The sequence below is a fragment of the Streptomyces sp. NBC_01298 genome (assembly GCF_035978755.1).
Classification (GTDB): Bacteria; Actinomycetota; Actinomycetes; order Streptomycetales; family Streptomycetaceae; genus Streptomyces.
In genome coordinates this window covers 5,559,254-5,572,278 of record NZ_CP108414.1, presented here as the reverse complement: position 1 = coordinate 5,572,278, position 13,025 = coordinate 5,559,254, and the positions used below count along the sequence as shown (strand labels likewise).

General features: G+C 73.3%; 10 protein-coding genes. 4 read left to right on the top strand and 6 right to left on the bottom strand.

Translation table 11 applies throughout. The annotated features are described in order from the left end of the window. Positions 1-57: 57 nt before the first annotated feature. From OG730_RS25405 to hutU, 3 genes are read right to left on the bottom strand one after another with little or no spacing between them, the layout of a single operon-like run. A complete protein-coding gene (locus tag OG730_RS25405) occupies positions 58-1,416 on the bottom strand; it encodes a formimidoylglutamate deiminase (protein ID WP_327306409.1) in 1,359 nt (452 codons plus the stop codon). Then, the gene (locus OG730_RS25400) at positions 1,407-2,597 is read right to left on the bottom strand and encodes an allantoate amidohydrolase (RefSeq protein ID WP_327309414.1); all 1,191 of its coding nucleotides are present in this window, start codon (positions 2,595-2,597) and stop codon (positions 1,407-1,409) included. Before OG730_RS25400 ends, OG730_RS25405 begins: the two co-directional genes overlap by 10 nt. Positions 2,598-2,620: 23 nt before the next feature. After that, a complete protein-coding gene (gene hutU, locus OG730_RS25395; RefSeq protein WP_327306408.1) occupies positions 2,621-4,306 on the bottom strand; it encodes a urocanate hydratase in 1,686 nt (561 codons plus the stop codon). A 104-nt stretch (positions 4,307-4,410) separates the two neighbouring features. On the opposite strand from hutU, the gene OG730_RS25390 reads away from it, so the two are divergent. Then, positions 4,411-5,784, top strand: coding sequence for a type III PLP-dependent enzyme domain-containing protein (locus tag OG730_RS25390; RefSeq protein ID WP_327306407.1), 1,374 nt, complete (start codon positions 4,411-4,413; stop codon positions 5,782-5,784). A gap of 610 nt (positions 5,785-6,394) precedes the next feature. Here OG730_RS25390 and OG730_RS25385 read toward each other — a convergent pair. Continuing rightward, positions 6,395-6,976, bottom strand: coding sequence for a TetR/AcrR family transcriptional regulator (locus tag OG730_RS25385; RefSeq protein ID WP_327306406.1), 582 nt, complete (start codon positions 6,974-6,976; stop codon positions 6,395-6,397). Between the two features lie 112 nt (positions 6,977-7,088). On the opposite strand from OG730_RS25385, the gene OG730_RS25380 reads away from it, so the two are divergent. Further along, positions 7,089-8,252, top strand: coding sequence for an FAD-dependent oxidoreductase (locus tag OG730_RS25380; RefSeq protein ID WP_327306405.1), 1,164 nt, complete (start codon positions 7,089-7,091; stop codon positions 8,250-8,252). 57 nt (positions 8,253-8,309) lie between these two features. Here OG730_RS25380 and OG730_RS25375 read toward each other — a convergent pair whose 3' ends face one another. Next, on the bottom strand, positions 8,310-9,152 hold the full coding sequence (locus tag OG730_RS25375; protein WP_327306404.1) for a MurR/RpiR family transcriptional regulator: 843 nt from the start codon (positions 9,150-9,152) through the stop codon (positions 8,310-8,312). A 312-nt stretch (positions 9,153-9,464) separates the two neighbouring features. On the opposite strand from OG730_RS25375, the gene OG730_RS25370 reads away from it, so the two are divergent. Further along, on the top strand, positions 9,465-10,727 hold the full coding sequence (locus tag OG730_RS25370; RefSeq protein ID WP_327306403.1) for an MFS transporter: 1,263 nt from the start codon (positions 9,465-9,467) through the stop codon (positions 10,725-10,727). A gap of 9 nt (positions 10,728-10,736) precedes the next feature. Further along, entirely contained in the window at positions 10,737-11,129 is a 393-nt protein-coding gene (locus OG730_RS25365) for a hypothetical protein (RefSeq protein ID WP_327306402.1), read from the top strand. A 384-nt stretch (positions 11,130-11,513) separates the two neighbouring features. On the opposite strand, the gene OG730_RS25360 is transcribed toward OG730_RS25365, so the two are convergent. Then, the gene (locus tag OG730_RS25360; RefSeq protein WP_327309413.1) at positions 11,514-12,899 is read right to left on the bottom strand and encodes a cystathionine beta-synthase; all 1,386 of its coding nucleotides are present in this window, start codon (positions 12,897-12,899) and stop codon (positions 11,514-11,516) included. Between the last annotated feature and the right edge of the window lie 126 nt (positions 12,900-13,025).

Sequence of the window (13,025 nt, the reverse complement as noted above, 5' to 3'; positions counted from 1 at the left end):
CAGCCCCCGGTTTCGGGAAGGGGCGGGGTGGGGGAAGGCCCGCCGCGGGCGGATTCGTCAGCCGCGGAGGGCGGCGATGGTGGTGGCCAGGGCCGTCGGGACGTCGGGGACCAGGGTGTGGGTGCCATCCCGGACGATGTGGCGGCCGCCCACCACCGTGTGGCGGACGTCCGCCGCGGAGGCGGCGAAGACGGCGGTCTCCGCGCCGAGCCGGGGCAGGGCCCCCGCCGTGCGCACGGAGTCGAGGGCGATCGTGGTGAAGTCCGCGAGGGCCCCGGCCTCCAGGCGGCCCGCCTGCGACCAGCCCAGCGCGGCGTGCCCGTCCTGCGTGGCGGCGGCCAGCAGCGCGTTCGCCGTCCAGTGGCCGCGCGTACGGCTGCTCAGGCGCTCGTTCAGTTCCATCGCCCGCGCCTCTTCCAGCAGGTCGATCACCGCATGGCTGTCGCTGCCCAGCGAGAGCGGACTGCCCGCGCGCTGGAGGCGTACGGCCGGGCCGATGCCGTCGGCGAGGTCGCGTTCGGTGGTGGGGCACATGCAGGTGCCGGTGGTGGTGGAGCCCAGGAGCGCGATGTCCGCGTCGGTGAGGTGCGTGTTGTGCACCCCGGTGGTGCGCGGGCCGAGCACCCCGTGGTCGGCGAGCAGCTGGGTCGGGGTGCGGCCGTGGGCCGCCAGGCAGGCGTCGTTCTCGGCGGTCTGCTCCGAGAGGTGGACGTGGAGCGGGGCCCGGCGTTCGGACGCCCAGCCGGCGACGGTGGCCAGTTCCCCGGCCGGTACCGCGCGCACGGAGTGGATCGCGGCGCCGATCAGGGCGTGCTCGCGGGACTTGAGCGCCGAGACCCGCTCGGCCCAGGCGTCCGCGGTGCCGTCGGAGAAGCGCAGCTGGTGGGGATTGGGGGCCTGCCCGAAGCCGGAGGACAGATACGCCGTGTCCAGCAGGGTGATGCGGATGCCGGCCTCGGCGGCGGCCGCGATCAGGGCCTCGCCCATGGCGTTGGGGTCGGCGTACGGGACCCCGCCGGGAGCGTGGTGGACGTAGTGGAACTCGCCCACCGCGGTGATGCCGGCCAGCGCCATCTCGGCGTAGACGGCGCGGGCGAGCGCGAAGTAGCGGTCGGGGGTGAGGTTCTGGGCGACCTTGTACATGAAGTCGCGCCAGGTCCAGAAGGTGCCCGAGCCGACCTGCACGGTCGAGCGCAGGGCCCGGTGGAAGGCGTGGCTGTGCGCGTTGGCCAGGCCCGGGAGGGTCAGTCCGCGCAGGACCTCGGCGCCCGGGGGCGGGGTCTCGACCCCGATGCGCAGGGCGGAGATCCGCCCGTCGTCCGTCGCTACGTCCAGGGCGACGCCCGGCTCGACATGGGTGCCGAGCCAGGCGTGCTCCAGCCAGTACGTCTTCAGCACGTGCCCCTTCACCTGCATGCGAGGCCTTCCAGTACGTCGGCGAGGGCGAGGACGCCTGCCACGCAGTCGTCCTCGGCGGCGAACTCCCGCGGGGAGTGCGAGACCCCGGTGGGGTTGCGTACGAACAGCATGGCGGTCGGGACGGCCGCCGAGAGGATTCCGGCGTCGTGTCCCGCGCCCGTGCCGAGCACGGGGACGGCTCCGCCGAGGATGCGGTTCATCTCCTCGCGCAGGGCGTGCTCGAACTCGACGACCGGGGTGAAGGACTCCCGGACCACGTCCAGGTCGATGCCCTCCGCGTCCGCCCGCTCGCGGGCGGCCTTCTCGATCGCGGTCACGACCGTGTCGAGGGTCGCCTGGTCGGCGGCGCGGGAGTCGAGCCAGCCGCGCACGAGCGAGGGGATCGCGTTGACCCCGTTGGGCTCGACGGCGATCTTCCCGAAGGTGGCCACGGCCCCGGCGAGGGCCGCCTCGGCGCGGGCCGCGAGCACGGTCTGCGCGTAGGTGAGCATCGGGTCGCGGCGGTCGGCCAGCCGGGTGGTGCCGGCGTGGTTGGCCTCGCCGCGGAAGTCGAAGCGCCAGCGGCCGTGCGGCCAGATCGCGGAGGCGATGCCGACCCGGTCCCCGGACAGGTCCAGGGCGCGGCCCTGTTCCACGTGCAGTTCGACGAAGGCGCCGATGCGGGCGAGCCGTTCGGGGTCGGCGCCGATGGCGGAGGGGTCGTACCCGGCCGCCTCCATGGCCTGCGGGAGGCTGACGCCGTCCGCGTCGCGGAGCTCGTACGCCTTCTCCTTGGTCAGCTGCCCGGCGGCCAGCCGGGAGCCGACGCAGGCCAGCCCGAAGCGGGCCCCTTCCTCGTCGCCGAAGTTGGTGATGGCCAGGGGCCTGGAGAACTCCGCGCCCCTCCTGCGGAGTTCGTCCAGGGCCGCGAAGGAGGACACCACCCCGAGGGGGCCGTCGAAGGCCCCGCCGTCGGGGACGGAGTCCAGGTGGGAGCCGGTGACGACCGCGTCACCGGCGAGGGGGTCGCCGAGCCAGGCCCACTGGTTGCCGTTGCGGTCGGTCTCGTACGCGAGCCCGCGCGCCTCGGCCTGCGCCTGGAACCACGTACGGCAGTCGGCGTCGGCGCCGGTCCACGCGTGGCGGCGGTAGCCGCCGGAGTCCGCGTGGCGGCCGATGGGTGCGAGCTCGGCCCACATGCGGTGGAACGATGCGGCCTCGCTCACGCGTCGTCGCCCTCGCGCATCGGGATGCGGACGTCGCGCTCGTCGGCGACCGTCTCGGCGATGTCGTAGCCGGCGTCGACGTGGCGGATGACGCCCATGCCCGGGTCGTTGGTCAGGACGCGGCGGATCTTCTCGCCCGCGAGCTTCGTGCCGTCGGCGACCGTGACCTGGCCCGCGTGGATGGAACGGCCCATGCCGACGCCGCCGCCGTGGTGGATGGAGACCCAGGACGCGCCGGAGGCCACGTTGACCATGGCGTTGAGCAGCGGCCAGTCGGCGATCGCGTCGGAGCCGTCGAGCATGGCCTCGGTCTCGCGGTACGGGGAGGCCACCGAACCGCAGTCGAGGTGGTCGCGGCCGATCACCAGCGGCGCGGCGAGGGTGCCGTCGGCGACCATCTCGTTGAAGCGCTCGCCGGCCTTGTCGCGCTCGCCGTAGCCGAGCCAGCAGATGCGGGCGGGCAGTCCCTGGAAGTGGACGCGCTCGCCGGCCATCTTGATCCAGCGGTGCAGGGACTCGTTCTCCGGGAAGAGCTCCAGCATCGCCTTGTCGGTCTTGTGGATGTCCGAGGCCTCGCCGGACAGCGCCGCCCAGCGGAAGGGGCCCTTGCCCTCGCAGAACAGCGGGCGGATGTAGGCGGGGACGAAGCCGGGGAAGGCGAAGGCGCGGTCGTAGCCGGCCAGCTGGGCCTCGCCGCGGATGGAGTTGCCGTAGTCGAAGACCTCGGCGCCCGCGTCCATGAAGCCGACCATGGCCTCGACGTGCGTGGCCATGGACTCGCGGGCGCGGGTGGTGAAGCCGGCCGGGTCCTTGGCCGCGTAGTCGGCCATGTCGTCGAAGTCGACGCCGACGGGGAGGTAGGCGAGCGGGTCGTGGGCCGAGGTCTGGTCGGTCACGATGTCGATCGGCGCGCCCTCGGCCAGCATCTGCGGGAGCAGGTCGGCGGCGTTGCCGAGCAGGCCGATGGAGAGCGGCTTGCGGGCGTCGCGGGCCTCGACGGCGAGCTGCAGCGCGTGCCGCAGGTCGTTCGCCTTGACGTCCAGGTAGCGGTGCTCGATGCGGCGGTCGATGGCGCGCGGGTCCACGTCGATGCAGATGGCGACGCCGTCGTTCATCGTCACGGCCAGCGGCTGGGCGCCGCCCATGCCGCCGAGACCGGCGGTGAGGGTGATGGTGCCGGCGAGGGTGCCGTTGACCCCTCCCTTGCCAATTGAATGCAGCTTGGCGGCGACGGCCGCGAAGGTCTCGTAGGTCCCCTGGAGGATCCCCTGGGTGCCGATGTAGATCCACGAACCGGCCGTCATCTGCCCGTACATGGTCAGGCCCAGGTTCTCCAGGCGGCGGAACTCCTCCCAGTTGGCCCAGTCGCCGACCAGGTTGGAGTTCGCGAGGAGCACGCGCGGCGCCCACTCGTGCGTCTGCATGACGCCGACCGGGCGGCCGGACTGGACGAGCATCGTCTCGTCCTGCTTGAGGGTCTGGAGGGTGCGGACCATCGCGTCGTACGAGCGCCAGTCGCGGGCGGCCTTGCCGGTGCCGCCGTAGACGACGAGCTTGTCGGGGTGCTCGGCGACCTCGGGGTCGAGGTTGTTCTGGAGCATCCGCAGCGCGGCCTCCTGCTGCCATCCCAGGGTGCTCAGCTCGGTACCTCGCGCGGCACGTACGGGGCGGGGTCCTGACATGGCGGTGCCTCCTCCGGTGTTGGTCAATCTATTCACATCTTCACTCCCTGAATAGATTCAGTCAACAGCTGCGGGGGGACGCGCCGGATGATGGGATGGCGGACATGGCAGCCGACGCACCAGCGCACGCCACCGCGGACTCCACCGAGGACACCACCCGGGAGGCGGCCCGCCGACGGGACCTGGCCGTACGGGCCGCCGTCGAACAGGGCCTGATCGACGAGGACGCCCCCGTCCTCTGCCTGCTCGACACGGCCGGCATCCGCGCCTCCGCCGCCGCCCTGACCAGCGCCTTCGCCCGGGCCCTCGCCCCCGGCACCCCCGTCCTGCACGCCTTCGCCGTCAAGGCCGCCCCGCTCGTCCCCGTCCTGCGGCTGCTCGCCGACGCCGGACTGGGCTGCGAGGTGGCCAGCCCCGGCGAGCTGGCCCTGGCCCGCGCGGCCGGGGTCGCGCCGGAGCGCATCGTCCTCGACTCCCCCGCGAAAACGGCCGCCGAGCTGCGGGAGGCCCTCGCCCTGGGCATCGCGGTGAACGCCGACAACCGCCAGGAGCTGGAACGCCTCGACACCCTCGTCGCCCGGGCGGCCACCACGTCCCCGATCGGCGTACGGATCAACCCGCAGACCGGCGCGGGCAGCATCGACGCCCTCTCCACCGCCACGGCCACCTCGAAGTTCGGCATCGCGCTGCGCGATCCGGGCGCGCGCGAGTGGCTCGTACGGGCGTACCTGGACCGGCCGTGGCTCACCCGGCTGCACACCCACTCGGGCTCCCAGGGGGTTCCGCTCCCGCTGATCGCCGAAGGGGTGCGGGAGCTGTACGCCCTGGCCGAGGAGATCAACGCGGCGGCCGGCCGGCGGCAGGTCGACACCCTGGACATCGGCGGCGGGCTGCCGGTGAACTTCACCTCGGACACCGTCACCCCCACCCACTCGGAGTACGTGAGCGTGCTGCGCTCGGCCGTCCCCGGACTCTTCTCCGGGGCGTACGGGCTGGTCACGGAATTCGGCCGGTCCCTCACGGCCAAACACGGGCTGGTGCTGACCCGAGTCGAGTACACGAAGACCACCGGCGGGCGGCCGATCGCGCTCACGCACGCGGGGGTCCAGCTGGCGACCCGCACGGTGTACGCCCCGGCGGCCTGGCCGCTGCGCATCCTCCCCTACTCCGCGAAGGGGGCTCCGCTGACGGGGCCGCCCGTCGCCCAGGACATCGCCGGACCGGCCTGCTTCGCGGGTGACCTCCTTGCCGCCGCGCGGGAGCTGCCGCCGCTGGCCCCGGGGGACCTGGTCTGCGTGCCCGACACGGGGGCGTACGCCTTCACCGCGCACTACGGCTACAACAGCCTCCCCCGCCCCCCGATCCACGGCTTCGCGCTGACCCCCACGGGGGTCCGCTTCACCCTGGCCCGCGCCCCACAACCCCTGTCCGCCATCACCGCAGAAGCGGGCGCAGCCACCCCGAACGCCCTCCTCTGACCCCCCGGCCCGGGACCACGCCCCGACTGCGCCCCTTGCCCCTGCACGGTCCGAAGTCCTTCGCCGCGCCCCTCACCGCTGCGCGGGGCGAAGTCCCCGCTGCGACCCTTTGCCGCTGCGCGGGGCGAAGTCCCCGCTGCGACCCTTTGCCGCTGCGCGGGGCGAAGTCCCCTACCCGCCCTTCCACCGTTCCCCGGGCGCTGCCCGGACCCCGGCCCTCAAACGCCGGACGGGCTGGGACGGGGTACCGGGCTGCGCCCGGACCCCTGGGGCTCCGCCCCAGACCCCGGTCCTCAAACGCCGGACGGCTGAAAGAACGACGCGGTCGGGGGCTGCGTACCGGGGGCGGGGACGGGGGCGGGGTGGGGTGTTGGCCGGGACGTAGAGCGTGATTTGTGGCGCGAGAACACGCGCACCCTGTCGAAGTAGCGGGCAGGGCGCCTAAATCATGCAGTCCAGGCCAACACCCCACCCCGCCCCCGGCACCGACCCCCCACCGCAGCCACCAAGCCCCGGCACAACCCCAGCCCCGCCGGCGCTTGAGGCGCAGGGGCCCGGGGACAGCGTCCCCGGCAATGGCGCCGCACCCGGGACCCGGGACCCGCCAGGGCTAGAGCACCGCAGCCACCCCCGGCGAAACCGCCGCGATCACTTCCTCCGGCGAAAGCCCCACCATCGGAGGCAGCCGGAGCAGATACCGCGTCAGCGCCAGCCCCAGCAGCTGCGTGGCCACCAGCCCCGCCACCCGCTCCCCCCGGCCAGGGCCCAGCGCCGGCGCGACCTGGGCCGCGAAGACCTCCCGCATCCGGGCCGCCGCCGCCTCGTGCGTCACCGCGGAGCGCAACAGCACGAGCAGCGCGTCATCCGCCGGATCCCCCTCCCACCGCTCCACGAAGTGCCGTACGAGCGCCTGCGCCAACTCCCCCGCCGGTACCGCCGCCAGGTCCGGCAGCCGCAGGTCCACCGCGAGGGCCGCGTCGAAGAGGCCCTCCTTGTTCCCGAAGTACCGCATCACCATCGACGGGTCGATCCCCGCGTCCGCCGCGACACCGCGGATCGTCGTCCGCTCGTACCCCTGCGCGGCGAATCGTTCCCGCGCCGCCCGCAGAATCGCCGCCTTGGTCTGCCCGCCCCGGGTCTCGCTCCGGATCTCGCCCCGGGTCTCACCCACCGCCACTCCATCACTCACCATGCCAACAACCGTAGGCCAACAACCGTTGACAAGCCACCCCACCCACCCGCACCCTTAAGTCAACAACCGTTGGCCAACAACCGTTGGCATCGCATCCAGGAGGAGACCCCAGATGCCGCTCCCCGCCACCACCCGCGTCGCCGTCGTCGGAGCCGGCCCCACCGGCCTCACCCTCGCCCTGACCCTCGCCGAGGCGGGCATCGACTTCGTGCTCCTGGACCGGCAGGCCGAGGGCGCCAACACCTCCCGAGCCGCCGTGGTCCACGCCCGCACCCTGGAGGTCCTCGACGACCTCGACCCGGCCGCCTCCGCCGAGCTGGTCCGGCGCGGCACCCCCGTCACCCGGTTCCGGATCCGCGACGGCGCCCGCCCGCTCGCCGCCGTCACCTTCGACGGCCTGCCCACGGCCCACCCGTACGCCCTGATGGTTCCCCAGGACCAGACGGAGGCCGTGCTCCTCGCCCGGCTCCGCGCCCTCGGCGGCGACGTCCACCGCCCGTACGAGGTCACCTCCGTCTCCCAGGACGCCACCGGGGTCGTCCTCACCACCGCCACCGGCGAGACCCTGCGGGCCGCCTACGCCGTCGGCGCCGACGGGATGCGCAGCACGGTGCGCGAGGCCGCCGGGATCGGCTTCACCGGCAGCGCCTACGAGGAGTCCTTCGTCCTCGCCGACGTGACGATGGACTGGGCTCCGGGCCCCCAGGAGGTCTCCCTCACCTTCGGTCCGGCCGGCCCCACCGTGGTCGCCCCGCTCCCCGGAGGCCGCTACCGCGTGGTCACCACCGTCGCCGACGCCCCCGCCGAGCCGGACCTGCCCTTCGTCCAGGCGCTGCTGGACACCCGTGCCCCCGGCCAGGCCGCCGTCACCGACGTCGTCTGGTCCTCGCGGTTCCGGGTCCACCACCGGGTCGCGGACCGGTACCGCGCGGGCCGCCTGCTGCTCGCGGGCGACGCCGCGCACGTGCACAGCCCGGCCGGCGGCCAGGGCATGAACACCGGCATCCAGGACGGCCACGCCCTCGGCCGCGCCCTCGCCACCGCCCTGACCACCGCTCTGGCCACCGGCACCGACGAGGCCCTCGACGCCTACGAGGCCACCCGGCGGCCCGTAGCCCTGCGCGTGATCGCGCTGACCGACCGGATGACCCGGATCGCCGCCACCCGCAACCCCGCCGTGCGCGCCGTACGCAACACCCTGCTCCCGCTCCTGGCCCGCATCCCGGCACTCAACAAGCGCCTGGCGACCGAACTGGCGGAACTGAACTACCGCTAGCCACACCCAGCGGGGACAGCGGGCCGACCATCCACCCGGCCGGCCGGCCGACGAGCCCTACTCCACGAACAGCCCCCGCGCCGCGGCCCGCGCGTCGAAGGCCTCCAGCCGGGCCTGCGCGTCCGGCAGCGCGTCCGCCATCGCCTCCAGCAGCACCCGCCCCAGCAGCATCGGCGCGCACGCCGTGTCGAAGGCCAGGCCCGTGCCGACGGGCGCCGGGATCAGCAGGTCGCAGTGGCGGGCCACCGGCGCGAAGGCCGAGTCGGCGACCGTGACCACGGTCAGCCCGGCCCCCCGCGCGTGCTCCAGGGCCTCCGCGACCTCCTTCGGATGGCGGGGCAGCGCGAAGCACAGCAGGGCCGAGGCCCCGGCGCCCGCGGCCGCGTCGATCCGGTCGGCGAGCATGGAGCCGCCCTCGTCGAACAGCCGTACGTCCGGATGGACCTTCGCCGCGAAGTACGCGAACCCGCGCGCCTGCGAGGACGCCGCGCGCAGCCCCAGGACGGGCAGCGGGCTCGACCCGGCCAGCAACCGGCCCGCCTCGCGCACCGGCTCCGGGTCGGCGAGCATCGCGGAGAGCTGCCGCAGGTTCTCGATCTCGCCCTGGACGGCCTGCTGGTACTCGTTGTACGTGTCCTGCTCCCCGCCCCCGGCCCGCTCGGCGGGGGCCACTTCCCGCAGGTGCCGACGCAGCGCGGGATAGCCGTCGAAGCCCAGCGCCACCGCGAACCGGGTCACCGACGGCTGACTCACCCCGGCCAGCTCGGCGAGCTCCACGCTCGACAGGAACGGCACCTCGGCCGCCCCGCGCACCATGCAGTGGGCGATGCGCCGCTGCGTGGGCGTCAGCCGGTGCCCTTCGAACAGCTTCTGCAGCCGGGCCGCAGGGCTCTCGCTCATCCCGTTCCCCTCCGTCCCGTCCCTCGGGCGGCCGGGCGGCCACCGACGGGATATTCAGTCTCCGAGCACTCTGCATGCGGCTATGCAGGACGGCAACCCGATCCCGTAATCCGAGACCTCCCGGCGACCCTCCGACGGGCCTCCGACGGCCCGCCGACGGGCCTTCACGAGCCACCCGGCCAGCCTCCCCGCGAGCCGCCCCCGGACCCGGATCAATTCCCTTGACCGGCCCGACGCCGGCACTTGATCCTCAAGGGCCGGCCACCCCCATCCACCGGTCAACCCCCACCGAATTCAAGCGAATTGGCCCCCATGCTGTCTTCGTCCGTATCCGCCCCACCCCTGCCCGGAACCCGCCTCTGGACCAGGAACTTCGGTCTGTTCTTCACCGCCCGCATCGTGTCGATGCTGGGCGACATGATGATGCCGGTCGCCCTGGCCGTCGCCATGCTCTCGCTCGGCTACGGGGTGAGCGGCATCGGGTACGCGCTGGGCGCCTGGATGGGGTCCTTCGCCCTCTTCATCGTCTTCGGCGGGGTGATCGCGGACCGCTTCCACCCCCTCCCGCAGATGATCGGCGCCGACGCGGTCCGCTGCGTGGCCCAGGGCTCCTTCGCCGTCTACCTCTGGACGGGCCACCCCACCCTCTGGTTCGTCATCGGCGGATCGGTCCTCGGCGGCATCGCGACAGCGATGTTCCAGCCGGGCACCGCCAGCCTCGTCCCCCAGGTCTCCACCGACCCCACCCAGGCCAACGGTGTGCTGCGGGTGAGCCAGGGGATGGCCACGATGGCCGGGCCGGCGCTCGCCGGTGTCCTCGTCGCCGCCACCTCCACGGCCTGGGTGTTCGTGATCGACGCCGCCACCTTCGCCATCAGCGGGGCCTGCCTGCTCGCGTTGCGGCTCCCCCGCCTCGCACCCGACCACTCGCAGTCCATGCTCACGAACCTGCGGGAGGGCTGGGAGGAGTTCCGCTCCAGGTCCTGGCTGTGGGCCGTGATCCTGATCTGGTGGGTGCTCGGCGTCTTCGTCTGGGGCCCGCTCACCCCGCTCGGCGCGGCCTCGATCATCGCCGAGCACGGCAAGGCCGCCTTCGGGTACGCGGAGGGCGCCTTCGGGGCCGGCTGCGTCCTCGGCGGCCTCGTCGCGATCCGGCTCCGCCCGGCCCGCCCGCTGCTCGGCGGCGGCGTCGCGATGTTCCTGTTCCCGATGATGCCGCTGGCCGCGGCCCTGGTCCCGGCCCTGCCGCTGCTCATGCTCGGCTACGCGATCAGCGGCGTGGGCTGGGCGTTCTGGGGCGTCCAGTGGTCCACCACGATGCAGACCCAGATACCCGAGGACCGGCTCAACCGCGTGACCGCGTACGAGGTGGGCGGTTCGATCCTCGCCATTCCCCTCGGCCAGGTCCTGGCGGGCCCGGCGAGCGACCTCTTCGGCATCCGCCCGCTCCTGCTGGCCGGCGCCGCGATCAGCCTCGGCTGCGCCCTGGCCCTCCTCCTCGTCCGACCCGTCCGGGAGCTCGTCCGACGCGATACGGGGGCTAACCCCAGTGCCGGCGAGGACGCCGGATCCTAGGGTGGCGGGATGGAGTCCCAAGAGCTGAAGAAGGAATTCTCCGCCACGCTCGACGCCCGTAGGGAGCTCGGGGCGGAGTACGAGGCCGAGCTGGTCGACTCGTTCGTGGAGAAGGTGGACACACAGATCCGGCGGCGGCTCGCGGAGGAGCGGCTCTCCGCGGCCCGCGGCACCCGGCCCGGTGCGGCGGACTCCCCGGACGGCAGCTTCGGCGAGCGGTTCGGCTTCGCGATCATCACCCTGGTGCTGGCGATCCCGCTCTCCGCGATCGGCGCCGCCCAGGCGGATCTCAGCGGCCTGGTCGTGGTCTGGCTCGGCATCCTGGGCGTCAACTACGCCCACGCGGCGAAGTTCTCCCGCCTCCGCCTTCGGGACGAGCGCGGTACCGATCAGCTGAACTGACGGCCGGGCGGCAGGGCGGCCGGGGCCTGGCGGACGGCCCGCGCACATGTTTATGCGCGGGGACCGCCGCACCCCGGTTTCCCGGGGGCGGGACGACGGCGGTCCCCGCGCAGGACACGGGCCGGGTCAGGGCCGTCCGCGCGTCCGTGGCGTCCAACGCGGTCCGGGAGCCGCTCCGGAAGTGCGCCGACGCCGTTCGTGGTGCCGGCCGGGTCCCGGTTTCCCGGGCTTCCCTGCCGACAACCACCACTGTGCCGGAGCCGTGTTAAGCCGGTGCTGCCGCCACGTGTCGGGCCCGTACCGTTTGCGCGTCGCCCGCGCGCGGACCCGTACACGCACTCGTACACGGACCCGTACGCGGACCCGTACGCCAACCCGTACGGGCTACTTCGCGCCCTTGGCCAGGAACGCCAGCAGGTCCTGACGGCTCACCACACCGGTCGGCTTGCCCTCGACCAGCACGATCGCCGCGTCGGCCTCGCCGAGCACCGCCATCAGTTCGGCGACCGGCTCGCCCGAGCCGACCTGCGGCAGCGGCGCGCTCATGTGCTTCTCCAGCGGGTCGCCCAGCGAGGCGCCGCCCGCGAACAGCGCCGCCAGCAGCTCCTTCTCGACGACGGAGCCGATGACCTCGGCGGCCATCACGTCGGGGTGGCCGGCGCCCGGCTTGACGATCGGCATCTGCGAGACGCCGTACTCGCGCAGCACCTCGATGGCCTCGCCGACGGTCTCCTCGGGGTGCATGTGGACCAGCGAGGGGATGCCGCCCGCCTTGTCCGCGAGCACGTCCCGGATGCGGGCGGAGGGGCCCGCGTCCTCCAGGAAGCCGTGTCCGGCCATCCACTCGTCGTTGAAGATCTTGCTGATGTAGCCGCGCCCGCTGTCCGGGAGCAGGACGACGACCACGTCGTCCGGGCCGAGGCCCTCGGCCGCCCGCAGCGCGGCGACGACCGCCATGCCGCAGGAGCCGCCGACGAGCAGGCCCTCCTCCTTCGCGAGGCGACGGGTCATCTGGAAGGAGTCCTTGTCGGACACCGCGATGATCTCGTCGGCCACCTCCGCGTCGTAGGCGGTCGGCCAGAAGTCCTCGCCGACGCCCTCGACGAGGTACGGACGGCCGGAGCCTCCGGAGTAGACCGAGCCCTCGGGGTCGGCGCCGATGACCTTCACGCTGCCGCCGGAGGCTTCCTTGAGGTACCGGCCGGTGCCCGAGATCGTGCCGCCCGTGCCGACGCCCGCGACGAAGTGGGTGATCTTCCCGTCCGTCTGCTCCCAGAGCTCGGGGCCGGTGGTCTCGTAGTGCGAGCGCGGGTTGTTCGGGTTGCTGTACTGGTCGGGCTTCCAGGCTCCCGGGGTCTCGCGCACGAGGCGGTCGGACACGTTGTAGTACGAGTCCGGGTGCTCGGGGTCGACGGCGGTCGGGCAGACCACGACCTCGGCGCCGTACGCGCGCATGACGTTGATCTTGTCAGCCGAGACCTTGTCGGGGCAGACGAAGATGCACTTGTAACCCTTCTGCTGGGCCACGATGGCGAGTCCTACACCCGTGTTGCCGCTCGTGGGCTCCACGATGGTGCCGCCGGGCTTGAGTGCTCCGCTCTGTTCGGCGGCCTCGATCATCCGCACGGCGATCCGGTCCTTCGCGGATCCGCCGGGATTGAAGTACTCGACCTTGGCCAGGACGGTGGCCTGGAGGCCTTCGGTCACACGGTTGAGCTTCACCAGCGGGGTGTTGCCGACGAGGCTGATCATCGAGTCGTGGAATTGCACCATGTTCTCCAAGGAGGGGACTCCACGGGTTCTCCGGGAGGCACCGCCAGACTATGCGGAAAGGGATTGGGCGACCGTCCCTACGGGGCAGGAAGGTCAACAGGACGGCGGGGTCGAGCAGGCACG

What these genes read in the sequence shown, in the direction of transcription:
- OG730_RS25380 (WP_327306405.1), top strand. Translation starts at nt 7,089, where the DNA reads ATGCCGCTCCCCGCCACCACCCGCGTCGCCGTCGTCGGAGCCGGCCCC.
- hutU (WP_327306408.1), bottom strand. Translation starts at nt 4,306, where the DNA reads ATGTCAGGACCCCGCCCCGTACGTGCCGCGCGAGGTACCGAGCTGAGC.
- OG730_RS25365 (WP_327306402.1), top strand. Translation starts at nt 10,737, where the DNA reads ATGGAGTCCCAAGAGCTGAAGAAGGAATTCTCCGCCACGCTCGACGCC.
- OG730_RS25390 (WP_327306407.1), top strand. Translation starts at nt 4,411, where the DNA reads ATGGCAGCCGACGCACCAGCGCACGCCACCGCGGACTCCACCGAGGAC.
- OG730_RS25370 (WP_327306403.1), top strand. Translation starts at nt 9,465, where the DNA reads ATGCTGTCTTCGTCCGTATCCGCCCCACCCCTGCCCGGAACCCGCCTC.
- OG730_RS25375 (WP_327306404.1), bottom strand. Translation starts at nt 9,152, where the DNA reads ATGAGCGAGAGCCCTGCGGCCCGGCTGCAGAAGCTGTTCGAAGGGCAC.
- OG730_RS25385 (WP_327306406.1), bottom strand. Translation starts at nt 6,976, where the DNA reads ATGGTGAGTGATGGAGTGGCGGTGGGTGAGACCCGGGGCGAGATCCGG.
- OG730_RS25400 (WP_327309414.1), bottom strand. Translation starts at nt 2,597, where the DNA reads ATGTGGGCCGAGCTCGCACCCATCGGCCGCCACGCGGACTCCGGCGGC.
- OG730_RS25405 (WP_327306409.1), bottom strand. Translation starts at nt 1,416, where the DNA reads ATGCAGGTGAAGGGGCACGTGCTGAAGACGTACTGGCTGGAGCACGCC.